The sequence below is a fragment of the Kitasatospora sp. NBC_01560 genome (genome assembly GCF_045208415.1).
Taxonomy (GTDB): domain Bacteria; phylum Actinomycetota; class Actinomycetes; order Streptomycetales; family Streptomycetaceae; genus Kitasatospora.
Map to the genome: position 1 here is coordinate 6,561,219 of NZ_CP109364.1, position 26,010 is coordinate 6,587,228.

Annotated in this window: 20 protein-coding genes; 7 read left to right on the forward strand and 13 right to left on the reverse strand. The window is 75.2% G+C overall.

All coding sequences use genetic code 11. From position 1 onward, the window contains the following. Nucleotides 1-22: 22 nt before the first annotated feature. The gene (locus tag OH807_RS28475; protein ID WP_406204230.1) at nt 23-628 is read right to left on the reverse strand and encodes a TetR/AcrR family transcriptional regulator; all 606 of its coding nucleotides are present in this window, start codon (nt 626-628) and stop codon (nt 23-25) included. Between the two features lie 114 nt (nt 629-742). Between OH807_RS28475 and OH807_RS28480 the strand changes: the two genes are divergently transcribed. Continuing rightward, a complete protein-coding gene (locus OH807_RS28480; RefSeq protein WP_406204232.1) occupies nt 743-1,795 on the forward strand; it encodes an alpha/beta hydrolase in 1,053 nt (350 codons plus the stop codon). 94 nt (nt 1,796-1,889) lie between these two features. On the opposite strand, the gene OH807_RS28485 is transcribed toward OH807_RS28480, so the two are convergent. Both OH807_RS28485 and OH807_RS28490 read right to left on the reverse strand, forming a co-directional pair. Beyond that, nucleotides 1,890-2,597 (reverse strand): hypothetical protein, encoded by a 708-nt coding sequence (locus tag OH807_RS28485; RefSeq protein WP_406204235.1) that lies wholly within the window; start codon nt 2,595-2,597, stop codon nt 1,890-1,892. Nucleotides 2,598-2,918: 321 nt separating this feature from the next. Continuing rightward, nucleotides 2,919-3,716: a maleylpyruvate isomerase N-terminal domain-containing protein gene (locus OH807_RS28490; RefSeq protein WP_406204238.1), complete on the reverse strand. Its 798-nt coding sequence runs from the start codon at nt 3,714-3,716 to the stop codon at nt 2,919-2,921. A 381-nt stretch (nt 3,717-4,097) separates the two neighbouring features. Here OH807_RS28490 and OH807_RS28495 point away from each other — a divergent pair, with 381 nt between their 5' ends. After that, a complete protein-coding gene (locus OH807_RS28495) occupies nt 4,098-4,475 on the forward strand; it encodes a hypothetical protein (RefSeq protein WP_406204241.1) in 378 nt (125 codons plus the stop codon). 76 nt (nt 4,476-4,551) lie between these two features. Here OH807_RS28495 and OH807_RS28500 read toward each other — a convergent pair whose 3' ends face one another. Together OH807_RS28500 and OH807_RS28505 are read right to left on the reverse strand one after the other, a co-directional pair. Further along, complete coding sequence (locus OH807_RS28500; RefSeq protein WP_406204244.1) at nt 4,552-5,379, reverse strand: alpha/beta fold hydrolase; 828 nt, start codon at nt 5,377-5,379, stop codon at nt 4,552-4,554. A gap of 100 nt (nt 5,380-5,479) precedes the next feature. After that, the gene (locus OH807_RS28505; RefSeq protein WP_406204247.1) at nt 5,480-8,002 is read right to left on the reverse strand and encodes a SpoIIE family protein phosphatase; all 2,523 of its coding nucleotides are present in this window, start codon (nt 8,000-8,002) and stop codon (nt 5,480-5,482) included. Between the two features lie 264 nt (nt 8,003-8,266). Between OH807_RS28505 and OH807_RS28510 the strand changes: the two genes are divergently transcribed. Further along, entirely contained in the window at nt 8,267-9,247 is a 981-nt protein-coding gene (locus OH807_RS28510) for a diiron oxygenase (RefSeq protein WP_406204250.1), read from the forward strand. 142 nt (nt 9,248-9,389) lie between these two features. After that, nucleotides 9,390-11,009 (forward strand): FAD-dependent oxidoreductase, encoded by a 1,620-nt coding sequence (locus tag OH807_RS28515; protein ID WP_406204252.1) that lies wholly within the window; start codon nt 9,390-9,392, stop codon nt 11,007-11,009. 75 nt (nt 11,010-11,084) lie between these two features. Here OH807_RS28515 and OH807_RS28520 read toward each other — a convergent pair whose 3' ends face one another. From OH807_RS28520 to OH807_RS28540, 5 genes are all read right to left on the reverse strand, one after another. Then, nucleotides 11,085-11,852 (reverse strand): SDR family NAD(P)-dependent oxidoreductase, encoded by a 768-nt coding sequence (locus OH807_RS28520; RefSeq protein WP_406204255.1) that lies wholly within the window; start codon nt 11,850-11,852, stop codon nt 11,085-11,087. A 25-nt stretch (nt 11,853-11,877) separates the two neighbouring features. After that, complete coding sequence (locus OH807_RS28525) at nt 11,878-16,728, reverse strand: DNA repair ATPase (protein WP_406204258.1); 4,851 nt, start codon at nt 16,726-16,728, stop codon at nt 11,878-11,880. An 18-nt stretch (nt 16,729-16,746) separates the two neighbouring features. Beyond that, nucleotides 16,747-18,765 carry a flotillin family protein gene (locus OH807_RS28530; RefSeq protein ID WP_406204262.1) on the reverse strand — a complete coding sequence of 673 codons (2,019 nt, stop codon included), beginning with the start codon at nt 18,763-18,765 and terminating at the stop codon, nt 16,747-16,749. A 56-nt stretch (nt 18,766-18,821) separates the two neighbouring features. After that, on the reverse strand, nt 18,822-19,625 hold the full coding sequence (locus OH807_RS28535; RefSeq protein WP_406204264.1) for a hypothetical protein: 804 nt from the start codon (nt 19,623-19,625) through the stop codon (nt 18,822-18,824). 313 nt (nt 19,626-19,938) lie between these two features. Further along, the gene (locus OH807_RS28540; RefSeq protein WP_406204267.1) at nt 19,939-21,066 is read right to left on the reverse strand and encodes a PucR family transcriptional regulator; all 1,128 of its coding nucleotides are present in this window, start codon (nt 21,064-21,066) and stop codon (nt 19,939-19,941) included. Nucleotides 21,067-21,286: 220 nt separating this feature from the next. Between OH807_RS28540 and OH807_RS28545 the strand changes: the two genes are divergently transcribed. Beyond that, entirely contained in the window at nt 21,287-21,850 is a 564-nt protein-coding gene (locus OH807_RS28545; protein ID WP_406204270.1) for a DUF4291 domain-containing protein, read from the forward strand. 285 nt (nt 21,851-22,135) lie between these two features. Further along, complete coding sequence (locus OH807_RS28550) at nt 22,136-23,293, forward strand: ATP-binding protein (protein WP_406204273.1); 1,158 nt, start codon at nt 22,136-22,138, stop codon at nt 23,291-23,293. 78 nt (nt 23,294-23,371) lie between these two features. Here OH807_RS28550 and OH807_RS28555 read toward each other — a convergent pair whose 3' ends face one another. Beyond that, entirely contained in the window at nt 23,372-24,316 is a 945-nt protein-coding gene (locus OH807_RS28555) for a GNAT family N-acetyltransferase (protein WP_406204276.1), read from the reverse strand. Nucleotides 24,317-24,557: 241 nt separating this feature from the next. On the opposite strand from OH807_RS28555, the gene OH807_RS28560 reads away from it, so the two are divergent. Beyond that, complete coding sequence (locus OH807_RS28560) at nt 24,558-24,764, forward strand: cold-shock protein (RefSeq protein WP_406204280.1); 207 nt, start codon at nt 24,558-24,560, stop codon at nt 24,762-24,764. A 141-nt stretch (nt 24,765-24,905) separates the two neighbouring features. Here OH807_RS28560 and OH807_RS28565 read toward each other — a convergent pair whose 3' ends face one another. Together OH807_RS28565 and OH807_RS28570 are read right to left on the reverse strand one after the other, a co-directional pair. Continuing rightward, complete coding sequence (locus tag OH807_RS28565; RefSeq protein ID WP_406204283.1) at nt 24,906-25,130, reverse strand: DUF397 domain-containing protein; 225 nt, start codon at nt 25,128-25,130, stop codon at nt 24,906-24,908. Further along, entirely contained in the window at nt 25,120-25,956 is an 837-nt protein-coding gene (locus tag OH807_RS28570; protein ID WP_406204286.1) for a Scr1 family TA system antitoxin-like transcriptional regulator, read from the reverse strand. The genes OH807_RS28565 and OH807_RS28570 overlap by 11 nt, the downstream gene beginning before the upstream one ends. Nucleotides 25,957-26,010 lie beyond the last annotated feature (54 nt).

The following is a 26,010-nucleotide window of genomic DNA, read 5'->3' on the forward strand; positions in this document are numbered from 1 at the left end:
CCGTGCCCTTCGGGGGCGCGGGTCAGCCGTCGGTCCGTGCGCGCAGGCCGTCCAGCACCAGGCTGGTCAGGCGCTCGGGCAGGTCCGGCTCGATCGGGCGGTGGCCGAGGACGGCGCGGGTCTGGAGCGGGGAGCAGAGCAGCTCCAGCACGAGGGCGGTGTCGGTGTCCGCGGGGAGTTCGCCGCGTTCGACAGCCCGGGTGACGATGACGCCGGCCTGGTCGAGGCGGGACTGCCAGAAGGTCTGCCAGGCCTCGGCGAGGTCGGGGTCGTCGGAGCTGAGCGCGGCCGCCCGGGCGACGGAGCGGCCGGTCGGGGTGGCGAGGTACTCGGCCAGCGCGCGGGCGAAGGCGGCCAGGTCGGTGCGGACGGCTCCGGTGTCGGGGACGGGGATGCCCGCGCTGCTCCCGGCGAGCATGGCGTCCAGTACGAGCTTCTCGCGGGTGCCCCAACGCCGGTAGACCGTGGTCTCGTTGACGCCGGCGCGGGCCGCGACCCCGGCGATGGTGAGCCGGGCGATGCCCTCCTCGGCGAGCACCTCCATGGCGGCCGTCAGGACGGCCTGGCGGACGCGCGCGGCGCGGCCTCCCGGGCGGCGGCGGATCGCCTCCGGTTCTTCCTCGGTCATGTGTCGATCACCTCGGGCACCACCTTAACGCAGGGAGGCTTGCATTAAGCCTGACCCGAGCGCATAGTCGCTAAGGCAAGAGTTCCGGCTTTAAGCGCAACGGGAGGTACCACCATGCCCTTCACCTGGCCCGTCGACCCGCAGGACCTGTTCGTCGAGCGCTACCCCCAGATGACCCTCGGCCTGCCCGTCGACGAAGTGGACGCCGTCCGCGCCGCCGTCACCGGGATGTGGCCCGACCGGCCCGGCGGCTGGGTGCACGAGTGGTCCGCCCTGGCCGCCCGGCACGCCGCGGCCGGGCGCCACCGCCAGGCCGCGCAGGCGTACGGGTGGGCGAAGTTCCCCGCACTGGCCGACGGGCCGAAGCGCACCGCGCTCGTCCGCCAGGTCGAGCAGTACGTCCTCGCCGCCCCCGGCTTCCCGGTGGAGTTCGAGCGCCGCACGCTCACCCTCCCGCACCGTGGCGGCGAGGCCGCCCTGCCGGTCCACCTGATGGCCGCCCCCGGCCTGCCCGCCGACGCGCCGGTCGTGCTCGCCAGCGGCGGGGTGGACTCCTGGAAGACCGACCTGCACGGCATGTGGGAGCAGCTCGCACTCGCCCTGCCCGCCCGGCTGCTGCTGTTCGACCTCGCCGGCACGGGCGAGACCGCCCACCTGCCGATGACCCCGGACGGCGGGGCCGAGGTGGTCGACGGGCTGATCGCCTTCGCCCGCACGCTCGGCAACGGGAAGGTCGGCCACTTCGGCATCTCGATGGGCGGCCACTACTCAGCCCGGACCGGACTGACCGGCGCGGTGGACGCCGCCGTGGTGCTCGGCGGCCCCGTCGAGCACTCCTTCGCCCCGGGCCGCGGCTTCGCCTTCGGCATGGACGGCATCGTCGGCAATGCCCTGGGCTTCGACGCCATGCCGAGCACGGCCGAGCGCGAGGCGGCGTTCGCCGCCTTCGACCTGCGCCCGCTGCTCGACCGGGACGCCAACGGGCCGATGCTGGTGGTCAACGGCACCGAGGACGTGCACGTCCCGCCGGCGGACAGCCTGGTGTTCGAGGGTCGCCGGGACACCCGGGTCGAGCTGATCCCGGACACCGGGCACTGCGCCATCTCGCGCTTCGACGAGGCGATGGCCGTGATCGTCCCCTGGCTGCACAACACCCTGACCGGCTGACCGGCTCCCGGAGGGCGGAGCGGCCTGATCGCTGACACGGGAGAGCCCCGGCCGCCCCCCGGCGGCCGGGGCGGTCACGGCCGCCGGTGCCCGGTCACATGTGGGAGCTGATCTCGCCGCCGGCGCTGAGCACGATGTACGAGCCGTTGGCGACGGCCCCGGTGTCGTGCTGGTTCGCCTCCAGCGTGTCCATCACCGCGTTGTCGGCACCGAGGATCTGTGCGCGGTAGTGGAGTTCGCCGACCTTCGTGACCTTGGCCGTCCAGCCGCCCGCGAGCTTGAAGGTGCCCGGGCCCTGGTGCTCGCCGCCCATCCAGGAGTGGACGGTGCCGTCCACGGAGAGCACGACGAACATGCCGTTGGCGTCCAGGCCGGCGTCGGCGTCCTTCGTCTCCAGCGTGGCGAGGACGGCGCCGGCGTTGACGATCCTGGCGGTGTAGTTCTGGTTCCCGACCGGCTGGACCTCGGCGGTGCTGCCGTCCACCAGCGGCTGGGAGCGGCCCGGGGACTTCGGCTTCGCCGCCGCGGCCGTGGTGGCCGGTGCGCTCGCCTTCGGCGAGGCGGGCGCGGCAGGAGTGGCGGGCGGGGCCGCCGGTGCGGTGGCGCCCGGCGCGGCGGGGGTGCTGGGCGTGCCGGCGGCCGGTGCGGTGGCGGCGGGGGCCGACGGAGTGGCGGCGGCCGTGCCCTTCGTGTCTGCCGTGGAGCTGCAGGCCGTCGCGGCGGGGACGATCAGCGCGGCTGCCAGGACGGTGCCGGCCAGCGAACGGAAGGCGGTCGCGCGGCGGGTCGTCAAGGTGGACATGCAGGTTCTCCTGAGCGCAGTACGGGCAGCGGCGCACACAGCGTGCGGCGTCGTCGTGCACGATCGAACCTAGTGCGGACAATCGACGGAACGGCGCCCGCTGTGTCACCGGACTGCAACGCCGCCGGCGCCACGGTACCGGTCACCGGCCCGACCGCGGCCGACAATTGACCGACCGTCGGCTCATCGCGCGTCGCGCCCCGGCGGCGACGACGGCCGTGACGGTCTGCTCCCCCCGCGGCCCCGGGGCCGTCACGGCGTGGTGGCCGCCGTTGGCGGGCGGCATGCCCCGGGGCGCGCGAGGTGGCGCATCGTCACGTCCTACGCGCTCGGGTCCCAGGCGGCGAGCTGCTCGAAGACGCGCCGGTCGCCGTCGACCTCCAGGGAGTCGACCAGGATGCGGTCGTACAGGATGGAGACCAGCTCGCCGGCCGTGCCCCGGAAGGAGACGAAGGCCGTGGCCGGGTCCTGGTCGGCAGCGGTGGCCGGTACGGTGCCGGGCTCGGGGAGGCGGGCGGTCCGTGCGCCGTCGGCGGAGAGCGAGAGGCGCCAGGAGCGGCCCTCGGTGGCGTGGAAGTCGACGACAGCGGGCTTGTGCGGCCAGGCACTTGTCGTGGCGACGCAGGTGAACAGGAACTCCTCGACACCGTCGAGCGCCACCTCCTCCGGCAGCGGCTGCGGGGCGCCTACGGTGATCTGGGCGTCGTACGTGTGCACCGCCATCTGCTGGAGCTGGTGCCGAGCCACGGCGCCGGAGGTCGGCGGCGACTGCAACGTCTCCCACCACGTCCAGCAATCGCGATCCGGGCCGGCCTCCCGCAGCGCGTCCAGCAGCTGCTCGGTGGACTCCGCCAGCCAGGCCAGCAGGGCCTCGCGCTCCCGGGGCGCCGCCGGGGCGCCCTCCGCTGCGGTCTTGGCCGGAGCCGGCCCTGCGGCGACGGTGGCGGCCCAGTCGCGGCGCCCCGAGCCGATGTGCTCCGCCAGATCGAACAGCGTCCACTCGGGGCAGGTCGGCACCTGCACGTCGAGGCTGGGAGCGGAGGCGATCGCGGCACGGAAGGCGGTCGACCGCTCGTCGATCAGTCGCAGCAGAGCGGGGAACTCAAGTGTCGTTGTCACCCGGAATCTCTATCACTGCGTTCCGGTATTCGGACAGCGGTTTTCGCAGCCGCCCCCGCGGGCGGACCCTCACCACCGGTGGCGAACCGATGGAGGCCCTCGCCGCCACCGACTGTGCGTCACGCGCGGTCGTCCCCAGCGGTGTTCGTCTCCGGGCCACCCGGACGCCGGGACCGGCAGCACGTCGGCCGGGGGTCGTCCGTTGTCCGCACCAGTACCGGGCCGGTATCTTTCGCGCGGGCGTGGATCCCGCGGGGGCGGCCCCCAGCGTGTCCTGATCCCGTGTGCCGGCATTCGACGGGCCCGTGTGCGACGGGCCCGCGGCCGGTGGGCCCGCATCCCGAACGGAGCTTTGTGAACGACCATTCGAGCTTTGCCCTGATGAGCCTGATATCCGCCGGGGTCTCGATCCTCGTCCCGCTCGTGGGGGCCGTCGTGGCCGGCACGTTCATCCGCCGCAGGGGGCGCAGCGCCCGCCTGGCGATGGCCGGCTGCCTGGTCGCGGCGGTCGGGCCGATCATCGAGACCGTCATCGTGGGCGTGGGGTCGGACACGCTCTACCGGGAGCTCGGGATGGTCGGGGCGATCGGCATGCAGTTCGCGATCGGCACCACGTTCGCCCTGACCGGGCTCGGCCTGGTGCTCGCCGGAGCGCTCGCGGCGCCGGTGCGGACGGCCCCGGTGCTGCCACTGCTGGTGGCGCACCCGGGCGAGCAGCCCTACGGGTACCCGGGCGCGGACACCGCAGCGAGGGTCTGACCGGCCGTCCGGGCCGGACGGGCCGTCCGGCCGTCACACCGGTCGGACGGGCCGGCCCGTCAGGCGAGTGAGCCCGTCAGGCGAGGAAGCCCGCCGCCGTGGCGACGAACTGCTCGGCGTCGTCCACCCAGGGGTTGTGGCCCGCGCCCGGCTGGACGGTGTACGTGGCGTCGGGGAAGAGACCGGCGAACTCGGCGACGGACTGCGGCGGGCTGTTGAGGTCGAACTCCCCGGCGAGCAGCAGGACGGGCCCCGCCCAGGTGGCGAGGGCCGCCCGGGTGGCCGCCGGGTCGAAGGCGCCGTCGGCGCCGAAGGCCGCGACCACCTCCGGATTGTCCGGCGTGGCCGCCACGTGGTGCTGCTGCGCGGCGGCGTCCCACCGGCCGTAGGCGAAGGGGGCGGTGGCCGCCCAGTCGCTGCCGGTGCCCGCGACGATGGCGGCCAGGGCGGCGGACGCCGCCGGGTACCACGGCTCGCCGGCCCGCAGCCCGGCCACCTGCCGGCGGGTCTCGCCGGTGATGGCGATGCCGACGGCCCGGGTGCTGGGGGTGACCAGCACGAGCCGGCCGACCCGCTCGGGGTGGCGGGCCGCGTACTGCACGGCCAGATTGGCGCCGGCGCAGTGGGCGAGCAGGTCGATCCGGGCGAGCCCGAGGTGGGCGCGCAGCGCCTCGACGTCCTCGACCATGCGGTCGCAGCGGTAGCCGGCGGTGTCGGCCGGGACGGCGGACCGGCCGGTGCCGCGCAGGTCCGGCACGATCAGCCGGCGGTGGGCGGAGAGGCCGCCGAGGTCGCCGAGGTAGGCGGAGTCGGTGGGGCCGCCGGGGAGGCAGACGAGGGGCTCGCCGTCGCCGTGGACGCGGTAGGAGAGCAGGGTGCCGTCGGGGGCGGGGAAGGTGGGCATGAAGTGGATCATGTCAACCAACCTGCGGGGGGACAACCGGAAATCGGCCTGACCTGGCCTGTTGCCGGTTCCGGCCCCGGTCAGGGGCCAGGGCCTCGGGTCAGGGCAGTTCCTGCTCGGCCCAGATGGTCTTGCCGTGCCGGGTGTAGCGGCTGCCCCAGCGGCTGGTGAGCTGGGCGACGAGGTAGAGGCCGCGGCCGCCCTCGTCGGTGAGGTGGGCGCGGCGCATCCGGGGCTGGGTGGCGCTGGGGTCGGAGACCTCGCAGGTCAGGCGCTCGGCGCGGATGAGGCGGACCTCCACCGGGCCGCCGGCGTACCGGATGGCGTTGGTGACCAGCTCGCTGAGCACCAGCTCGGTGGTGAAGACGAGGTCCTCCAGGCCCCAGGCGCGCAGCTGCTCCGCCGTCCGCTCGCGGACCAGGGCGACGGCGGCCGGGTCGGCCTCCACCGGCCAGACGGCGGTGGCCTCCGGCGGGACGGCGCGGGTGCGGGCGAGCAGCAGGGTGACGTCGTCGGCGCGCAGGTGTGCGGGGCGCCCGCCGACGACGGCCCGGCCGAGTTCGGGCAGCGGCGTGGTGGTGGTGCCGGGCCGGGCCAGCCGGCGGCGGAGTTCGTCGAGGCCCTCGTCGAGGTCGCCGCCGCCGTGGATCAGGCCGTCGGTGTAGAGCGCGAGGACGCTGCCGGGGGCCACCTCGACCTCGGTCACCTCGAACGGCAGGCCGCCCACACCCAGCGGCGGGCCGGGCTGGACGGGCATGAACTCGACGGTGCCGTCGGGGGCGGCGACGGCGGGCGGCGGGTGGCCGGCGGAGGCGACGGCGCAGCGGCGGGACACCGGGTCGTAGACCGCGTACACGCAGGTGGCGCCGTAGGCGGAGGTGCGCTCGCCGGAGGGCCAGGTGCCGTCGCCCCAGCCGTCGTCCGCCCCGTGCCCGGGTGCGGCGTCGTCGTCCGGGCGGTCGTCGTCCCGGAAGCCACCGTTCCAACGGGCGTCGTCGCGGAAGCCGCTCTGGCCGCGGCCGTCGTCCGGCTCGGCGGTGTCGACGAGCAGCCGGGAGACCAGGTCGTCCAGGTGGACGAGCAGCTCGTCCGGCTCCAGGTCGAGGTCGGCGAGGGTGCGGACGGCGGTGCGGAGCCGCCCCATGGTGGCGCTGGCCTCCAGCCCGTGGCCGACCACGTCGCCGGTGACCAGGGCGACCCGGGCGGAGGAGAGCGGGATGACGTCGAACCAGTCGCCGCCGACGCCGGTGGCGGTGTCGGTGGGCAGGTAGACGCTGGCGGTGCTGACGGCGGCGGTCTCGGTCTGCGAGGGCGGCAGCAGGCTGCGCTGGAGGCCGACGGCGGCACGGCGTTCGCGGGTGTAGCGGCGGGAGTTGTCCAGGGCGAGGGCGGTGCGGGCGGCGATCTCGCCGAGGAGGTCCCGGTCGGCGGGCTCGTACGGCGGGCCGTCCGGGTCGCGGCGGACGGTGACCCGGCCGAGCAGGGTGCCGCGGGCCCGGAGCGGGGCGGTCATGCCGGTGGGGGAGTCGAGGACGGCGCAGAGCCCGGCGGCGTCGACCCGGACGGTCGCCCCGGGGCCCCCGGACACCCCCGGCCCGGACCGCGCCCCCGCACCGCTGCCCGCACTGCTGCCCGTACCCGCCCCCGGCCCCGCCCCCGTGTCCGGTGCGACGGCCGCCCGGCGGAGCAGCAGCCGCCCGTCCCGGTCGGGGACGGGCTCCTCTCCGGTGAACACCGCCTCGGCGATCTCGACCACGGCCTGGTCGGCCAGCCCGGGCGCGAGGACGGCCGCGAGCTCCTCGGCGGTGCCGGTGACGGAGAGCGAGGCGCCGACCGCGGCGGTGGCACGGTGCAGCACGGCGAGGCGTTCGCCCGCACGGTGGAGTTCGGTGACGTCGGTGAACAGCGCGGTGACCCCGATCGCGCGCCCGTCGGGCGCCTGGAGCCGGAACGCGGAGACGGCCACCACGGCGCCGCTGCCCGGCTCCCGGATGGTCCGGACGAGCTCCTCGGTGAGCACCAGCGGCCGGCCGGTCTCCAGGACGTGGCGGAGGTGCTGCTCGACGGATGCGGCATCCTCGGGCCGGAGGAAGTCGCCCAGGCGGTGGCCGTTCAGGTCGGACGGGAGGCCGGAGTAGGGGAGCAGGTGGGTGTTGGTCCTGACCAGCCGGAGCCGGTCGTCGAAGACGGCGAGGCCGACCCGGTCCTGGAGGAACAGCTCCTGGGTGAAGGCCTGGTCCTGGCGCCACTGACCGACCAGACCGGCGGGGGCGGCGAGGACGAAGTACCGGGACGCGCCGGTGGCGGGCCCGACGGGCCCGGCGGGTGCGGCGTCCGGCTCGCCGTCGGCGAGCGGGAGCACCTGGAAGGCGATCCCCAGCTCCTCGCCCCGCCCGGAGCGCAGCACGGCCCGGCCGGACCACGCCTCGGTCGCCCGTTCGGTCAGCAGCGCGGGCCAGGTGGCCGGGTCGGCGAGCAGCTCCCGGACGGGCCGCCCGCAGACCCGCTCGGCGGGCAGTGAGAGCAGCTGCTCGGCCTGCGGGGTCCAGCGGGTGATCCTGCCGTCGGCGTCGAGCAGGGCTCCTGCCGCGCTGTCGACGAAGGGGAACCGCCGGCTGTCCATGTGTGCACCTCGGGTGTCTCCGCTGCGGGCCGTCTTCCGCCATCATCCCTCCGCGGGGCGGGGCCGCCAGCCGCAGGCGGCGCGAGGAGCGGCCGCGGGGGGCGCGCGCCAAGCGCGGGCGCGGGTGGCGGGAGGTGCGGTGGGGCGGTCGCTGCGGGCCGGTCGGTGCGCGAGGGGTTCTCGGCCCGAAGCTCTTATTGTACTCTCCGTCTAATAAGCGGGGTCGGCGGGAATCCCGCGCAGGGCACGTACCTGGAGGCAGCCATGACCCGGACCGGAGCGGTGACGGGAACCCACGGAACCCGAGGGGCCCAGGGACCCCGAGGGCCCCACCGAGCGCGAGGCGCCCACGGCGCCCCCACCCACACCCAGGCCGACGACGACGTCTCGAAGCGGCTGCTCGACTCGGCCGCGACCCTCTCCTACGACCCGGCCACCGAGATCGACTGGGAGGCCCCGCTCCCCGCGGGCGACTACGGACTCAACCCGGAGTGGAGCACGCTCTACGGCACCAGGCTCTGGGACGAGATGGCGGAGGAGCAGCGGGTCGTGCTGACCAGGCACGAGGTCTGCTCGATCATGACCACCGGCATCTGGTTCGAGATGATCCTGCAGCAGATGGTGCTGCGCGACCAGTACCTCAAGGACCCGGCCAGCGCCGAGTTCCGCTTCGCGCTCACCGAGATCGCCGACGAGTGCCGGCACTCGATCATGTTCGCCCGCGCCTGCGAGAAGATGGGCGTCCCCCAGTACCGGCCGGCCACCGTGATCGCCCAGGCCGGGCGCCTCTTCAAGGCCACCGCCCGGGGCGAGCTCGCCTACGGCGGCATCCTGGTCGCCGAGGAGGTGCTCGACGTCATGCAGCGCGACTGGATGCGCGGCGAGAACGTCCTGGAGATCGTCCGCGGCACCTCCCGGATCCACGTGGTCGAGGAGTCCCGGCACATGAAGTTCGCCCGGCAGCAGATCCGCGAACGGATGCGCGGCGCCTCGCCCGCCCGCCGCCGGGCCGCCGCGACCGGGATCGCCGCCGGGGCCTACGTCATCGTCAGCAGCATGGTGCACCCGGGCGTCTACACCGCGGCCGGGCTCGACCGCGAGCGGGCCGTCGCCGAGGCGCGGGCCAACGAGCACCGCAAGGCGATGATGCGCACCAGCTCGCGCCACCTGATGGCGTTCCTCGCCGAGTGCGGGCTGCTCACCAAGGCCTCGGCCGCCGTCTACCGCCGCGTCCACATGCTCTGAGCGGCCCCGCAGGGCCCGCTCTCACCCCCGCCCCCACCCCCACCCCCGCCCCCACCCTCACCTCCATCCCCATCCCCATCCCCATCCCCACCGCGCCCGACGCCGTCCGACGCACCCCACGCAGCGAGGACCTCACCCGGCCATGGCCTACGCGATCACCCAGACCTGCTGCAACGACGCCTCCTGCGTCTCCGTCTGCCCGGTCAACTGCATCCACCCCACGCCCGAGGAACCGGACTTCGGCAGCACCGACATGCTGTACATCGATCCGGCCGCCTGCATCGACTGCGGTGCCTGCGCGGACGCCTGCCCGGTCGACGCGGTCTTCCCCGTCGACCGGCTCGCCGGCCCCGACACCGTCTTCGGCGACCTCAACCGCGACTACTTCCGCGAGCACCCCAACGACCACGCCTGGGGCGAGCCCGCCTTCCCCCGCAGCCTGCCGAACGACCTCGCCCTCGGGCCGCTGCGGATCGCCATCGTCGGCACCGGCCCGTCCGCGAGCTACACCGCGCAGTCGCTGCTGCGCACCACCGGCGCCGAAATCACCATGATCGACCGCCTGCCGGTCGCCGGCGGCCTGCTCCGGCACGGGGTGGCCCCCGACCACCAGGCCACCAAGCGGATCGCCGAGAGCTTCTCGTCCGTCTTCCACCACCCGCGCCTGACGGTCCACCTGAACGTGGAGGTCGGCCGCGACGTCACGCACGCCGAACTGGCCGCCCACCACCACGCGGTGGTCTACGCGGTCGGCGCTGCCGCCGACCGCCGGCTCGGCCTGCCCGGCGAGGACCTCCCCGGCAGCCTGCCCGCCACCACCGTCGTCGGCTGGTACAACGCCGACCCCACGGTGCCCGCCGACGCCGTCGACCTCTCCGCCGAGCGGGCCGTCGTCATCGGCAACGGGAACGTCGCCGTCGACGTCGCGCGGATCCTGCTGCTCGATCCGGAGCGCCTCGCCGCCACCGACATCGCCGACCACGCCCTCGCCGCGCTGCGCGGCAGCAGGGTGCGCGAGGTGGTGCTGCTCGCCCGGCGCGGTCCGGAGCAGGCGGCCTGGACCAGGCCGGAGTTCCTCGCCCTCCAGCACCTGCCCGGCGTCGAGCTGGTGGTCGAGGACCACCCGGAGGTCCGGGCGGCGCTCGCCTCGGCGGCCCCGGGGTCGAAGGCCGCGCTGCTCGCCGGCCTGCCGCTGGAGACGGTCGACCTGGCCGGCCCGCCGCGCCCCGGCCGCCGGATCGTGCTGCGCTTCCTCACCACGCCCACCGGCCTGGCCGGTCAGGAGCAGGGCCGGGTGACGGGCGTCGAGGCGGGGCCGGAGACCATCGCCGCGGGCCTGGTCGTCCGGTCCATCGGCTACCGCGGCGTGCCGGTGCCGGGGCTGCCGTTCGACGAGGCCGCCGCCGCCGTCCCGCACCGCGGCGGCCGGGTGCTCGACCCGGCCACCGGGCGGCCGCTGCCCGGCACCTACCTGGTCGGCTGGGCCAAGCGCGGCCCTTCCGGCGGGATCGGCGCCAACCGGGCCTGCGCTCACGAGACCGTCGACGCCTTCATGGACGACGCCGCGGCCGGCCTGCTGGCCGCGCCGACGGGCAGCGGCAAGGAGTTCGCCCGCCTGGTGCGCGGCCGCCGCCCGGACGCGGTGGGGCTGAAGGAGCTGCGCGCCATCGACCGGACGGAGCGTGCCCTCGGCGAGGCGGCGGGCCGGCCGCGGGTCAAGCTCGCCACCGTCCCGGACCTGCTGGCAGCAGCCCGGCGCTGAGACCGGCGGGGCTACGGGCCCCCGTCGCCCCCGTCGCCCCCGCCGCCTCCGTCCCCTCCGTCGCCCCCGCCGCCCTCAGCGGCCCAGCACCGCACCGCCGTTGAGGCCGATGATCTGGCCGGTCAGGTAGCCCGCGCGGGGCGAGGCCAGGTAGGAGACGGCGGCGGCGACGTCCTCCGGGGTGCCGGCCCGGCCGACCAGGGTGGCGGCGACCTTGTCGGCGTGGAACTCCGGCGTCCAGTCGGCGCCGAAGATCTCGGTGTCCTCGACGTAGCCCGGCGCGAGGACGTTGACGGTGATCCCGTCCGGCCCGAACCGGCGGGCCAGGCCGAACGCCCAGCCGTGCAGGGCGGCCTTGGCGGCCGCGTACGAGCCGGCCGAGTGCGGGCCGGCGCCGCCGCGCTGGGCGGCGGCGGAGCTGATCAGGACGAGCCTGCCGCCGGGGCGCCTGAGCTGCCCGGCGAGCGCGGTGGTGAGCAGGACGGCGGTCAGCAGGTTGGTGTTCAGGTCGCGCCGCCAGGCGTCGGCGAGTGCGGCCAGGCCGGCGTCGGCGGGCGGGGTGATCACCGCGCCCGCGTTGTTGACGAGGACGTCCACCGGTCCGAGCACGGCCAGCTCCCGGGCGGCCCGTTCGACCTCGGCGGCCACCGTGAGGTCGGCCGCGACCGCCAGGGTGCCGGCCCCGATCTCGGCGGCCGTCCGGGCCAGGACGTCGGCCCGCCGTCCGACGATCGCCACCCGGTAGCCCTCCCCGGCGAGTTCGGCGGCGATCGCCCGCCCGATGCCCGTCCCGCCGCCGGACACCACCGCCGTCCGCTGCTGTTCCACTGCGCCCCCTCGCATCGACCGTCGTTCCCTCCCGGCGATGCTACCGAACGGTAACTTCCGTGGCGGGGAGGGGGCCGGTGCGGCGCCACGCCTCCTTCAGCTCCGCCCAGCGGGCGGCCCGGGCCGGGGTGAGGGTGCCGCGGAGTTCGTCCAGCTTGAGGAGCTGGGCCTCGCCCCCGGCGCCGAACGGCTGGGCCTCGGCGCGGTAGTGGTCGGTGAGCAGGGCGTCGAGTTCGGGGCGGGTCATGGCCGGGGCGAGCCGCCCGGCGAGCCGGGTCATCGTCCGGTACGAGCCCTGCAGCAGGAACGGCGGCTCGGTGCGGGTGCGGTCGTCCTGGGCGGCGGAGGCGACGTAGGCGCGGTTCACCAGGAGGACGGTCGCGCGCAGGTGGAGCAGCCCGGCCAGGGCGGCGGTCATCCGCCCGGTCTCGGCCGGCGGCCAGGGCAGGGCGGCCGCGGCCGGGTCGGGCTCGCCCGCGGCGCGCGCCAGCAGGGCGTCCAGGTGGGCGCGTTCGGCGCCGGCGAGCGGGGCGAGGTGCGGGGAGGCGGTCAGTGCGTTCTCGACGAAGCTGAGCGCGAAGAGGTCGTCGCGGCCCGCGACGACGTCGCCGAGGTTCCAGACGTCGGCGCGGTTGGCGAGCATGTCGGGCAGGCGGAAGAGCCGGCCGGACTCGGTGTACGGGTTGGCGGCCATCACCACGGCGAACCGCTTGCCGCGGAGGTCCCGGGTGCGGGCCTCGCCGTCCTGGACGCCGTCCATCCGGCGCTGGGCGTCGCAGAGCGGGATGAAGCGTTGCAGGAACTCCGGCGAGGTGTGCTGGATGTCGTCCAGGTAGAGGAGGACGTTGTTGCCCGCGCGGAGGGCGAAGTCGATCTTCTCGATCTCGCGTCGGGCGGCGGCGTCGGGCGCCTCGGCCGGGTCGAGCGAGGTGACGCGGTGGCCGAGGGCGGGGCCGTCGATCCGGACGAGCAGCAGGCCGAGCCGCTCGGCGAGGTACTCGACCAGGGTGGTCTTGCCGTAGCCGGGCGGGGAGACGAGCAGCAGCAGCCCGCTGCGGTCGAGCGAGCCGTCCGTGGCGGTGCCCAGCTGCTTGGCCAGGTTGTCGCCGACCAGCGGCAGGTACACCTGGTCGATCAGCCGGTTGCGGACGAAGCCGTTGAGCGGCGCCGGCCGGTACTGGTCGAGCCGGAGCCGGTCGCGCTCGGCGGCCAGCAGTTCGCCGCGCAGCCGCTGGTAGGCGCGGTGGGCGGGCACCTCGTTCGCCCGGAACTCCTCGACCCGGTCGAGGAGTTCGTCCAGGCGCAGGTCGAGTGTGCCGTCGCCGAGGCGCGGGTGGTCGCCGCGCAGGCCGGTCAGCCGGGCGGCCACGGCGGCCTCGGCGGGGCGGCGGGGCTGGTCCGGGCAGAGCAGGACGGCCACCGCCTCGGCCAGCTCGGCGGGCTCCGCCGCGGCGGCGGACTCCAGCCAGGCGTGGGCGAGTTGGCGCCGGGCGGGGAGCAGCTCCGGCCCGGCCGGGAGGGTGGCCAGCGCGGCCAGTGCCTCGGTGAGCCCGGCGGCCTCCGGCGCGGCCCGGAACTTGTCGAGCAGCGCGGTGACGCCGGGCGGGGTGCTGAAGGCGAGGGCGGGCCGGGTCAGCTCCTCGGCGAGGTAGCGGCCGGCGCCCGCCGCCCAGGGATCGAACTCCACGACGGCCCGGTCGAGTTCGGCGGCCAGGGCGGCCAGGGCGGCCACCGCGGGGGTGGTGCCGAAGGCCTCCCGGGCCAGCCCGAGCGAGCGGGCCCGGGTGCGCCAGACCAGCCGCTGCCGCTCGTCCGCGCCGTACGCCCAGTAGAGCCGGGCGGCGGCCCGGGCGGCGGCGGGGTGGCGGAGCAGGCCGGCGCCGGCGTGCAGGTCGAGCAGGGCCCGCAGGACGGCGGCGGCGTCGTGGTCGTGGACGCCGCGCTGGTAGCCCTCGTCGTGCCGCGACTCGGCCTCGCGGCGCACGAGTTCGTCGAGCGTGCCGTCGGCCGCCGCCCGGTGCAGGGCGTCCAGGCCGTCCGGTTCGGCGGCCAGCAGCAGGCTCGCGGCCAGGTACTCGGCGCGGTAGAGCGCGGGCGTCTCGGAGGCCAGCGGCTGCTCCCAGAACCGTGCGGTGGCGGCGAACGCCGGGTCGGTGACGGGGGAGCGGTAGTCGGTGCCGGTGAGGGTGAACACGGGCCGGCCGTTGCGGGGCACCAGGGTGAGTTCGGGCCGCTGGGTGGTGACGGTGAACACGTGGCGGCCGAGCCGCAGGGTGCCGGGGCCGTCGGCGGCCGCGTCCGCGCGGTCCCGCAGCGCGCGGTGGGCCTGGCCGCGGGCGGCCCGGAGCCGGCCGCGGAGCTCCTCGCCGCGGACGCCGTCGCCGAGTTCGGTGAGCCGGGCGGCGAGGTCGCGCAGTTTGACGGCGGCCGGGTCGGCGGCCAGGGCGGCGTCGATCGCGGCGGGTGTGGTGAGCGTGCCGAGACGCCGGCGCAGGGTGTCCAGCACGCGGTCGCCGGAGGCGGCGAGCCGGTCGGCGCGGCGGGCGCGGTCGTCCAGCAGCTGCTGGCGGCGGGCGGTGAGCGCATCGTGGATCCCGGTGCGGCGGTCGGCCAGCAGGTCGGTGAACGCCGGGTCGGCGTCGGCGAACCGCGTCTCCAGCTGCTCGATCAGCAGCAGCAGCCCGCCGAGCCGGTCGTCGCAGGCCTGCGGGGTGTCGGCGGCGGCGAGCGCGGCGGTGGTGGCCTGGGCGAGCAGGGCGGTCTCGGCGGCGAACTCCGCGGCGGCCTCGCGGGTGCGCAGCTCGCGGCGGCGGGTGGTGAGGGCGGTGCGGGCGCGGTTGAGCAGGCCGAGGACGTCGGCGAGCCGGTCGAGGATGGCGGTGCGGGTGGCGGCGTCGGCCAGGTCGAGCCCGCCGACCAGTTCGGCGACGGTCTGCAGGGCCTCCGTCCGGGTGGCCAGCTCCTCGCCGAGCGGGCCGGCCGCGGCGGTGGTGGCGAGCGCGGCGCACTCCTCGGCGAGGGCGGTGGCCCGCCGGCGGTGGTCGGCGAAGGCGTCGGGTTCGGCGAGGTGGGTGACGGCGCGGCGGGCGGCCTCGGCGAGGCCCTCGTCCAGCCGGGCGGCGAGCCCGTCGATGCGTCCGGCGTCGGCGCGCGGCAGGTCGCGCAGGGCGGCGACGGCGCCCTGGGCGCGGCGCAGTGCGCCGAGCCGGTCGACCCAGGCGGTGGCGTCGGCGAGGGTCTCGCCGCGGACGACCCGCAGCAGGCCGTCGACCTGCTCGGCGGTCCGGTCGGTCGCCCGGGCGGCGTGCGCGGTGAGCTCGGCGACGCTCTCGTACTCGGCGATCACCTGCCGGGCGGTGGCGCCGATCTCCTCCAGCGGCTCGCGGAGGCCGCCGAGGCCGGGCTCGCCGAGCCAGTGGTGGCGGTCGGCGGCGCGGGTGCAGGCCTCCAGGACGGCCCGGTGGCCGGCCGGGGTGTCGGCGCCGGCGGCGGCCAGCCGGGCGAGGGCGAGGCAGTCGGCGAGGCCGCGGACGAGGTCGGCGTTGCCGATCCGGGCCAGCGGGCCGGTGCCGGCGGGCTGTTCGGCGGCGTACCGCTCACTGGTGAACGGCGTCTCCCAGAGCTGGACGGGGTGCAGCCGGGAGGGGCCGTCCGGGGCGGGCCGCAGGGCGACGAGGGTGCCGTCGTCGAGCAGCGCGAAGCCCTGGCAGAGCAGCGGGGCGGCGGGCTCCTGGCGGACGCTGTTGTACGGGAGCAGCAGGGTGCGGCCGTCGGCGGGGGAGCGGAAGACATGGAGGACGTCCTCGCCGTTGGGCGCGGTGACGGTCCGTTCGTGGGCGAGGCCGTCGACCGGCTGGTCGAAGGTGCGCACGGTGCCGTCGGCGAGGTGGCAGCCGCCGGGGAAGGCGACGCCCTGGTCGGCGGGCAGCCGCAGGCAGGCCTGGCCGAGCGCGTCGATCCGGGTGACCCGCCCGGTGGGCAGGTGGCAGACCAGGTGGCGGACGGTCTCCTCCTGGTACGGGCGGACGCGCACCAGCAGCAGGGTGCCCAGCCGGGCGTGGGCGACCTGCGCGTCGGCGAGAGTTTGCAGCGGCTCGGCCAGCGGCTCGCGGTGCAGGACGGCGCCGGCCGGGGTGGTCAGGGTGAGTGCCCCGCCCTCCACGGCGAGCAGCAGGTCGTCACCGAGGGCGGCCCGGGGCACCCGGCCGGGGAGCCGGTCGTCCCGGGTGAGCGCCGTCCAGTCGACCTGCTGCCCGTCGGCGGGGGTGTGGTCGCGCTCGCCGCGGCCGTCCAGGTAGGCGGGCCGGCCGTCGTCGAGCTGCCAGCGCAGCACGCGGACGTCGCCGGCGGCCGGGCCGGTGCGGAAGACGGCCAGCAGCCGGCCGCCGACGGGGCGGAGCTGTTCGAGCCGGGCGTCCCGGTAGTAGCGGTGGAGTTCGGCGAAGTCCTGCCGCAGCCGCGGGTCGTCGAGGAAGCCGGGCCCGGCCGGGGTGAGGTCGGGGTGGTGCAGGGTGAGCACGTCCTCGACGGCCGGGCCGGTCCCGGAGCCGTCCGCGGCCCCGGCGGGGCCCGCCCCGGTCCCCTCGGCGGGGCGGCGGCCGAGCAGCAGCAGCCCGCCGACGGCCGTGAGGTCCTGCGGGAGGCAGGCCCGTTCGGTGGTGATCCGGCCGCTGCCGGTGAGCCGCAGTTCGCGGGCGCCGAACTCCTCGGCCCGCCGGGCGTTGAGGGCGCGGGCGCGGTCGGCCAGCCCGGCGGCGGCCCGGGCGAGCCGGTCGCGCAGCACCTCGTAGGTGCCGGCGTCGAGCCGCGCACCCGGGCCGGTGGCGGCAGCGGTGGCGGGGGCGGTGGAGGGGGCGGCCGGTCCGGCACCGGCCGCGTCGAGGACGTCCATGGGTCGTCGTTCCCGTCGTCACTTGCTGCCGTTGGCGCCGGCGAGCACCGCGAGCGGCGTCTCGGCGAGGCCCAGCTTCTGCGCGGAGGAGAGGAGTTGCCGCAGGGGGCCGGCCTGCTCCCCGGCGCCGGAGCCGATCAGCCGCATCAGCAGGGCGGACACCGTGAGGTTCTGCACGTCGGCGGTGGAGACCGAGGAGAGCACCCGGGTGAGGTCCTCGGTGAAGTTCGCGCTGCCGTCCAGCCAGGGGCCGGCCAGCGCCCGGGCGGTGTCGGAGTGCGCGACGAACGCGTCCACGCTCCTGCCCGCCGTCACCGACTGCACCAGCCGGTCGAAGAAGACGGTGTCCCCGCCGACGATGTCGATCCTGGCCTTCTCCAGCCCGGCCGCGACGAGCGCGGACTGCGCCTCCGCGATCTGCCGCTGGGTGTCCAGCCCGGCCAGCCGGACGTCCTTCTCGGCGGCCAGCCGCAGCCGGTACTCCTCGTGCCCGCGCGAGGCCTCGTCCAGCTTGGCCATCGCGGCGGCCTTCTCGGTCAGACCGGCGGCCTCCGCCTTCAGCTTCGCGCCGATCTCCAGCGCCGCGGCCTGGGCCTTCTCGGCGAGGACGGCGGCCTCCGCGCGGCCCACCTTCTCGATCGCGGCGGCCTCCTGCTCGCGGACCTCCACCCGGGCCAGCCCCTCCGCCGCGGCCTCCGCCCGGACGCCCTCGGCGAGCCGGATCTTGGCCGCCGCGTCCAGCTCGGCGGCCCGCTGCCGGGCCTCGGCCAGCACCAGCGCCTCGCGTGCCTTGTGGGTGGCGGCCTGCTCGGCGGCCTCGGCGGCCTTGATGTCCTTGACCAGCTTCTCCTGCGCCTCCGCCTCGGCCTGGATGACCACGGACCTGCGCATCCGCTCGGCCTCCTCGACTGCGCGCAGCGACTTGATCGACTCCTCCTGCTCGGCGACGGTGCGGTCCACCGCGATCCGCTCGCGGACCACGTCGGCGATCTCCCGCTTCTGGGACTCCACCTCCTTGTCCTTGGCGATCCGGGCGAGTTCGGTCTCCCGGTCGCGGCCGATGACCTCCAGCAGGCGGTCCTTCTCGATCCGCTCGGTCTCCACCGCGATCACCCGCTCGCGGTTCTTCTGCGCCACCGCGACCTCGCGGGCCTGGTTCTCCCGCTGCACGCCCAACTGCTCCTCGGTGCGCAGGAAGGCGGCCTGCGCGGTGAGCCGCTCCTCCTCCTGGACGCGGGCGATCACCGCGCCCTCGGTGGCCCGCAGGGTCTCGATCTCCCGGCGCTGGCGGATCTCGGCGTCCGCCTGGCGGCGCTCCAGTTCGAGGACGGCCTCGCGGGCGTCCACGTTCTGCCGGGTGATCTCCTTCTCCTCGGTGCGCTGGTACTCGTTGGTGCGGACGTGCTCGATCGCGGTCAGCTCGGTGATCTTGCGGATGCCCTGGGCGTCCAGGATGTTGTTGGAGTCCAGCTGGTTCATCGGGGTCTGTTCGAGGTGGTCGATGGCCGCGTCCTCAAGGGTGTAGCCGTTGAGGTCGGTGCCGATGACGGCGATGATCTGGTCGCGGAACTCGTGCCGGTGGGTGTAGAGATCGGTGAAGTCGAGTTGCTTGCCGACCGTCTTCAGGGCCTCGGAGAACTTCGCGGCGAAGAAGTCCTGCACCGCGTCCGGGTCGCTCGCCCGGACGGTGCCGATCGCCTGGGCGACCTTGATGACGTCCTCGACGGTCTTGTTCACCCGGACGAAGAACGAGATCCGGATGTCGGCGCGGATGTTGTCCCGGCAGATCAGGCCGTCCCGGCCGGCCCGGTGGATCTCGACCGTCTTCACCGAGATGTCCATCAACTCGGCCTTGTGCAGCACCGGGAGGACGACGGTGCCGGTGAAGGTGACGTCCACCTTCTTCGTCCTGGAGATGATCAGCGCCTTGCCCTGTTCGACCTTGCGGAAGAGCCGGCCGACGAACAGCAGCATGGCGAGCACGATGAGCAGGACGACGGCGACGAGCACGCCGAGGCCCACGGCGATGGTGTCCATCACGGTGTCCTTTGCAGAAGAGCCTGGTGCGGAAGTGAAAAGGGGAGTGGCGGCGCTCAGCGGCCGGGCGGCGCGGGGTCGGACGGCGCGGGGTCGGACGGCGCGGAGTGGGGCGGCGCGGGGTCGAACGGCCCGGGCTCGAACGGCGTGACGAGGAAGTGCTCGCCGGCGCCGTCGTAGTCGAAGATCAGGGCGGTCCGGCCGGCCGCCAGGCCCGGTTCGTCGGTCAGCGACCTCACCTGCACGGTCGCCGTCGAGCCGTCCTCGGCGGTGACCTCCGCCTGACCGAAGGCGGTCGTCACCCGGCCGGTCCGGATCACGCAGACCCGGCCGACGAAGTCGCCGCGGCTGGCCGGGCGCTCCTGGGGGAACAGCCGGGCGAGCGGCTTCACCAGCAGCCGGGTGCCGCACCAGGCGGCCACCAGGGCGGCCGGCAGGACGAGGATCCGCGGGAGCGTCCCGGTGGTCAGGACGGAGCCGGTCAGGCTGACGAACCAGGCGAGTGCGATCAGCAGCGAGACCGCCACCGTCACGGGCACCCCGCCCAGCCCGAGCCCGGCCGGCGATCCCCCGTGGCCGGGCGGGGCCGTGCCGTGGCCGGCCGTGGCGGCGAGGTGGGGGCCGGCGCCGACGTGGGGGTCGGCGCCGTGCCCTCCGTGCCCGTGGCCGAGCCCGTGACCCGCGTGCCCGTGGCCGAGCCCGATGTCATGGCCCCCGTGTCCGACCCCATGACCCCCGTGCAGGGCGTCGAACCCGATCCCGCCGAGCAGCACCAGCAGCCAGTAGCCGACGACCACCACCAGTGCGAACGTGAACAGCGCCGCCGGAAAGCCCAGTGCGGCCTGGACGAAACCCCCCATCCCCGCCACACCCCCCGTGCTCACCCCGGCGGCGCCGTACCCCGGTGCCCCGGAGATCGTGGCAGGTGGGGAGGGGTCCGCACATTGCCAGGATCCGGCAGTCTTGACGCCGTTTTGACACCCCGGTACGTGCAGCTCCGGGGCGGTCGGCGCCGGTGTGCGCGGCCGTGCGCGTACGGCGGGTACGGGTACGGGGACGGGTACGGCGGGTACGGGTACGGGTACGGGTACGGGTACGGCGGGCGCGGGTACGGCTACGGGTACGGCGGGCGCGCGTACGGCTACGGGTGCGTGTCGAGCCGGGCGGCGCCGGTCAGAGCGGCTGCTCGGGCCAGTTCAGCAGGCGGGCGCCCATCGCGGCCGTCTCCAGGGTGTAGCGGTGCAGGGCGTCCGCCGGGTCGTAGCCGGTCAGCGTCCGGATCCGCTCCAGCCGGTAGCCGAGCGTCCGCACGCTGAGCCCCAGCCGGCGGGCCGCCTCCGCGTTCACGTACCCGGCCTCGGCCTGCACCGCGAGGGTCTCCAGCAGCGGCCGCGCCCCGCCCCGGGCCGCGGTCAGCGGGCCGAGCACACTGCGCACCAGGTCGGCCATGGCGGCCCGGTCGCGCATCAGGACGGGGAAGACCAGCAACTCCTCCGCCCTGAGCCGCTTCGCGGGCAGCGCGAGCCGCTCCGCGTAGTCGAGCGTGCCGAGCGCCTCCTCGTAGCTGCGGGCCACCCCACCCGCGCCCGAGTGCCGCCGGCCGGTCGCCACCCGCAGCACCGGCCGGTAGCCGGGGCCGGGGCGCAGGGCCAGCTCGGCGAAGGCGTCCAGGACGGCGCGGTCGTTGTCGGTCACGATGCAGACCGGCCGCCCGTCCTTGCTCGCCAGCAGGACGTCACGTTCGCCGAACCGGCCGACCAGCTCCCGGTCCAGCCGGTGCACCAGCGGGTGGGTGGCCGTGTACGGCTCGTCGCCGACCGCCACGGCGACGGTGTACCCACCGGCCAGCCGCAGCCCGAACCGCTCGGCGCGTTCGGCGAGCAGGCCGAGGTCACTGCGTCCGTAGAGCAGGTCGTCGATGAACGCCAGGCGGGCCGCCTCCTCCTGGCGGGCGGCCGTCCGCTGCGCCCGCTCGTGCCCCTCGCCGAGTGCGGCGAGCGCGGCCTCGGTGGCGGCCAGCACGGCGTCGCCGGTGCGGCGCAGCTCGGTGACGCTGGCGGCGGCGGTGACCCCGGGCAGCGTCTGCCAGGCCTGCCGGGTGACACCCAGGCAGTACGCGACGAGCTCGCGCAGCCCGTGCCCGGCCTCGCTGCCGCGCTCGCCGATCGCCCGCAGAGCCTCCAGCTCGGAGCGGCGCAGCAGCCGCCCGGTGCGGGAGACGTCGTCGAGCAGGCCGAGGCAGTGAACGCCCAGTTCGGCGGGTATGCCCCGGTCGTTCTGCGGATCGCTTCCCGTTGCCATGCCGCTCTGCCCCGCCCCCGGTGATCATGTAGCCCCGGGGGCGGACTTTATCGGACTCATGACGCCCCCGACCGGCCGGGAGGCGGGGCGCGGGGCCGCTCCGGCGCTGCCCGGCCGATCCCGCCCGGCGGCTGTCCGGCGCCCGCCCGGCCGGGGGCGGCTGCGGGCCCGCGGAAAACCGTTCGCCGCAAGGTGCCCGGCACCGGCAGGCTGGACCGCCATGGAGCAGCCGAGTCTTCGTGAGATCCGTGCCGACCACGACGCCGACACCATCGTCGTCTACCAGGCGTACGCCCCGGCCGTCGCCGGTCCGGCGGTGGCGGCGGGCCGCTTCGTGCCGCCGTTCTCCTTCGGCCGGATGACGTGGATCAAGCCGTCGTTCCGCTGGCTCATGCACCGCAGCAACTGGGCGCAGAAGCCCGGTCAGGAGCGCGTCCTCGCCGTCCGGATCACCCGCGCCGGCTGGGAGGAGGCGCTCGCCCGCGCCGTCCCGACCACCGCCGACCCGGCCGCCGTCGCCCGCGCCGAGGTGCACGTCCAGTGGGATCCGGAGCGCTCGCTGCGCGGCGCCGCACTCAACCAGTACAGCATCCAGGTCGGCGTCGGCCGCTCGCTGATCCGCAGCTACGCCGAGGAGTGGATCACCGGGATCACCGACCTCACCCCGCAGGTCCGGAAGATCGCCGCCCTGGTGCAGGGCGGCCGGGCCGCCCAGGCCCAACGCCTCCTCCCGCCCGAGCGTCCGTACCCCCTCCCGGCCGAACTCGCCCGCCGGCTCACCTGAGCCGGCCGACGGGTGCGCCGGGGAGCCCCCGGGGCGGCCGCGTCGGGGCGGCGTGGAAATTTCCTCGAATTCGTGGCGCCGCCGCCGCGCCCAACGGTGCCTCGGGCGCCCTCGGGGGGCCCTCGGCGGCCCTGCCCCACCCGCCCGCACCCCCTGGCGGCCGGGCGCTCCCGATCGCCCGTCAGGGGCCCGTCCACAGCTTCGCTGCAACGCCTCTGACCTGCTGTTTCTTCGAATATCTCCTAGGCTGGGGGAGTTCTGCCGGACACCCTCGGAGGGGGCATCATGAGCGAGGAATCCACGGCGTACGACGCCACGGTGATCGTGGTCCTGACGGGCCCGGAGGCCGTGCGGAAGCGGCCCGGGATGTACATCGGATCGGTCGGTGAACGCGGGCTCCACCACCTGGTGTTCGAGGCCGCCGAGTGGGCGCTGGAGGAGGTCATCGGCGGCGCCGGCGGCCGTGTCGTGGTCACCCTCACCGCCGACGGTGGCGTGCGGATCGACCACGACGGCGAGGCCCTCCCGGTCGATCACGACGGCGGCGGCGATTCGCTGCGGACCAGGTTGACCGTGATCGGCGGCAGGGCCCGGCCCGCCGGCCGGCGTTCGCTGGACGGCGGCTTTGCCACCCACGGGCTGGGACTGTCCGTCGTCAACGCGCTGTCGAGCCGTCTGACGGCCGAGGTGCGCCGCGACGGCGCCCGCTGGGTCCTGGAGTACGAGCGGGGCGAGGAGGTCGCGCCGCCCACCCGGAGCGGACCGGCCGGCGACACCGGGACGGTGATCACCTTCCGGCCGGACGCGGAGGTCTTCGAGGCTTTGGAGTTCTCGTTCGACACGCTGGTCGGGCACTTCCGGGAGGTGGCCTCGCTCAACCGCGAGCTGGACATCACCCTGGCCGATGACCGCGACCCCGGTGAGCCCCGGGCGGACCGCCTCCACTTCCCCGGCGGGCTGGGGGAGGCCCTCGCGGAGCAGAGCTGCGTCTCCCCCCTCCACCCGGACGTGATCGCCTTCGAGCGCGAGTACGCCACCATGGAGGGGACGGTGGAGGTCGCCCTCCGCTGGTGCGACTCCCACGAGGAACACGTCACGAGCTACGCCACTAACCGGCGGACCGACGACGGCGGCGTGCACGAGCTCGGCTTCCGCGACGGCCTGGCGGCCGCGGCCAACACCTACGCGCGGGAGCGGCACATCCTCCGCCCGACCGACCCCGACCTCACCCCCGCCCAGCTCGGCGCGGGGCTGGTGGCCGTGGTGTCGGTGAAGGTCGATCACCCCGAGTTCCTGGGGGCGCGCCGCGACTTCCTGGGCAACGCGCATGTCCGCGCGTGCGTGGCCGAGGCCGTCCGGGAGCACCTGACCGCCTGGTTCCACGGCCACCCGGCGCAGGCGGCGGCCGTCCTCGCCCGGATCTCGGCGAGCCCCCGCGGCTGACCGCACCGCACCACGGCTGACCGCACCGCACCGCGACTACCGGAGCCCGGACCGGGGTGTTCCCCGGTCCGGGCGCTCTCACGGCGTGCCGGTGCCGAGTGCCCTGCCGTAGACGGTCGAGCTGCGCCGCACCGACATCCCCACCCGCTCGTACAGCGCGAGCGCGCCCGTCTCCGAGTGCGTCCACAGCGTGCACGCCGTCCGCCCGCGCCGGTGGAACGCGGCGAACGCCTCCCGCAGCAGCACCCGGGCGATCCCCCGGTTGCGGTGGTCCCGCCGCACTGCGACCCGCTCGACGTACCCCTCACCCGACGCCGGCACGTCCAGCGACAGCACCGCGCCGACCATCTCCTCGCCCGCGAACGCCACCGGCGAGAGCGCGGGCGCGAAGGTGTCCCGCCCGACGGTGTGCAGCGCCCACTCCTCGTACGGCTTGCGCCGCACCTGCCACTCGTCGAAGGCGTCCTCGGTGAGCCGGTACGCGGCCCGCTCGTCCCCGGTCCGGAACGGTCGCACGGTGATCCCGTCCGGCGGGGCGGGCGCCACCGGCCCGGCGGGCAGCGCGATCTCCAGCAGCCACTGGGTGACGAACGGTCCGTACCCGCGCGAGCGCAGCAGCGCCTCGGCGGCATGGTCGCCGTCCAGGAGGGTCTGCGACATCCGCTCGCTGCCCAGCTCGCGGGCCCGCCCCTCGGCCCAGCCGAGCAGCGCCCCGCCCAACCCCGAGCCCCGGTGGGCCGGGTGGACGTCCACGGCGCTCCGCCGCCCGCCGTGCACCCAGGCCCGGGCGACGACCGCGCCGGCCGCGTCCAGCACCAGCAGCGTGTCGAGGGCGGGGTCGAGGCCGGGCAGCGCGAGGTCGGCGGCGATGCTGTCCGGGCCGTTCTCCGGGCTGCCCGTGGTGACGCCGAGCAGGTCGCGCTCGCAGGCGTCGAGCAGCCGGTGGATGGCGGGCGCGTCGGCGAGGGTTGCGGGTCGTGTTCGGTACCGGTCCGGGAGGGAGAGCTGAGAGACACGAGGCATGAGGCGACTCTGCGCCACCCGAGTGATGTCTGTCGACCGGGTTGGCACGGCCCTTCGGCACCGGGTCCGCCGGACCGCGGTGCCGGACCGGTCACCCGAACGGGTGGGCTTCGTTGACACGGAGGCGAAACGGGATTTCGGCGAGCGGCGGGAATGCATGCTTCAGACGCCGTTGCCGCGTGTGGGCACGGCCGGCACGCCCGGAGCGTGCCGTGGCACATTCGACGAAGGAACGGCACCGATGGCAACAGGCACTGTGAAGTGGTTCAACGGCGAGAAGGGCTTCGGTTTCATCGAGCAGGACGGCGGCGGCCCGGACGTGTTCGTCCACTTCTCCGCCATCCAGGGCACCGGCTTCAAGGAGCTGGCCGAGGGCGCCAAGGTCGAGTTCGACGTCACCCAGGGCCCCAAGGGGCCGCAGGCGGAGAACGTCGTCCCGGCCAGGTAGTTCGCGGCCCGTGCCCGCTCCATGGACGAGGGCCGGCGGCGAGCAGGCCCGAGGACGGGTGCGGGTGGTGCCCCCGGAGTGGGAAGTCGGCGCGGCCGACTTCCCACTCCGGGGGCGGTGGTGCGGTGTGCTCCCGCCGCCTCAGCGGACGGCGGGCCCGCGCCCGGTGCCGAACTCGCCGGTGCGGACGGCCGTGACGAAGGACTGCCAGGCATCGGTGGGGAAGAGGAGGGCGGGGCCGCTCGGGTCCTTGGAGTCGCGGACCGGGATGACGCTGCCGAAGCCGGGGGCCACCTCGACGCAGGCGCCACCTCCGCCGCTGTACGAGCTTTTCCTCCAGGGAACGTCGGTCAGGTCAAGGTCCATCCTCAAAGTCCTTCCGTACCGCGCGGATCAACGCCACGGATGCGGCCTGGTTCAGCGCCTCGATCTGAAGCCGATCGTAGCTCTTGGCCAGTGAATGGACGGTCTCGACGTCACGGTCGAGGAAGCCGCGTTGCTCGTTTTCGGAGTATCCGAGCATTCTGCGATCGGGCATGGTAAGGAGGAAAACCATGCGCATGAATGGTCGATCCTCGCCAAGTGCGAAGGGTGCGACCTGGATGAGCATGTTTGGCTGCTGTGCCGACGCCTCAAGCTGCTGGAGCTGGGCAGCCATCACTTCTCGGCCGCCAACAGGCCGTCGAATGCAGCTCTCGTCGAGCACGGCGTGAATCAGGGGCGGAGGCGTTCGCGTCAGACACTGCTGGCGAGTTGCCAGGAAGTTCACGCGCTCGTCGGCTTGTTCTTGAGTGGCGCTGCCCTGCCTGACATGACCGGCTTCCAGCGCCGTCGCATACTCTGCGGTCTGAAGAAGTCCGGGAATTACGTTGATCTCGAACATTCGGATCTCGGCCGCTCGCGACTCGTAGTTGGCGTACTCCGGGAAGCCCGGGACCAGGGCCGTGTGGCGGTGCTGCCAGTACATCAGCGACAGCGTCCCACCGGTCTCCAGGATCTGGTCCGCCGTGACGGCAAACTTCTCGCTCGGCGGCCGCTGCGCAAGTTCGACGAAGGAGACGTAGGACGGGTCGTACTTGCACTTCCGCGCAAGCTGGGCCTGGGTGAGGCCCCGGCCCTCGCGTGACCTGCGGAGTTGGACGCCGAAGGGGGCCCAAGGGGATGACGTCGGGTCAATGTGCTTCTTGTTCAAGGCTGCTCCCCCAACTCTCGTCGAAGCCGACCACAAGTCGTTTCTTGCTTCCGA